This window comes from Rhodoferax sp. RT5P35, assembly GCF_056521385.1.
The window spans coordinates 1-1,197 of the sequence record NZ_JBWMAX010000229.1 but is presented as its reverse complement, the minus strand read 5'-3'; the positions used below and the strand labels follow the sequence as shown (position 1 = coordinate 1,197).

The window sequence follows — 1,197 nt, the reverse complement described above, 5'->3', positions numbered from 1 at the left end:
GGCCGTGGCGGCCACCGCAGGGGCTGCTGTTTTGCGTTTTACTATCGTTTTAGTAGCTACTTGCGCTGGTGGAATAAGCGCTGGAGACTGATTTAACACGTAATCCAGCAACAAACCGACAGGCCGACCAGTCGCGCCCTTGACCGCGCCGCTCTTCCAGGCGGTGCCGGCAATGTCCAGGTGTGCCCAAGGCATTTTGCCGGTGAACTTTTGCAGGAACTTGGCGGCGGTAATGGCCCCACCCGCACGCCCGGCCACATTGGCCATGTCGGCAAAGTTGGACTTCAGGCCTTCGCCGTACTCGTCGTCCAGCGGCAGGCGCCAGCACGGGTCCATGGCGGATTCGCCTGCGGCTTGCAGGGCAGCCGCCAGCGCATCATCCGCCGAGAACATGCCGCTGCGCACGCCGCCCAGGGCCACGACGCAGGCACCGGTGAGGGTGGCGATGTCGATCACGGCGCGGGGCTTGAAGCGGGCGGCGTAAGTGAGCGCCTCGCACAACACCAGGCGGCCTTCGGCATCGGTGTTGCGGTTTTCGATGGTCTGGCCGCTCCTGCTGGTGACCACGTCGCCAGGCTTGACTGCGCCGCCGTCGGGCATGTTTTCGCAGGCCGGGATCAGGCCGACCACGTTGATGGCGGGCTTCAAGTCGCCCAGCGCGCGGAACACGCCCAGCACGCTGGCGGCACCGCACATGTCGAACTTCATCTCGTCCATTTCGGCGGCAGGCTTGATGGAGATGCCGCCGGTGTCAAAAGTGATGCCCTTGCCGACCAGCACGGTAGGGGCGTTGGCCTTGGCCGCGCCGCTGTAGTGCAGCACGATGAAGCGCAGCGGCTCCTTGGAGCCCTGGGCCACCGACATGAACGAGCCCATGCCGAGTGCGGCCACTTCTTTGGGCCCCAGCACCTCGCAGCGTATCTTGGGGAAGCGCGCCAGCGACTTGGCCGCCGTGCCCAGCAGCGTGGGCGTGGCGTGGTTGCCGGGGCGGTTGGCCCATTCCTTGGCCAGCTCGACTCCGGCTACCGTGGCGGTGCCCAGGGCCAGCTCGGCCTGGGCCGCTGCCGCATCGGGGGCGCATAGCCAGACGTTGGCCAGCACGCGGCCTTCGGGCTTGGACTTGGTGGTGGTGTAGACATAGGTGGCCTCGGCCACGCACTGCACCACCGCGCGCACGGCCTTCTGGGCGGGGGCACC

At 66.9% G+C, this 1,197-nt stretch carries 1 protein-coding gene; it reads right to left on the bottom strand.

What is annotated here, in order from left to right:
- A partial coding sequence (locus tag AC097L_RS25225) for a leucyl aminopeptidase (RefSeq protein ID WP_479589448.1) occupies nt 1-1,197 on the bottom strand: 1,197 nt, incomplete at both ends.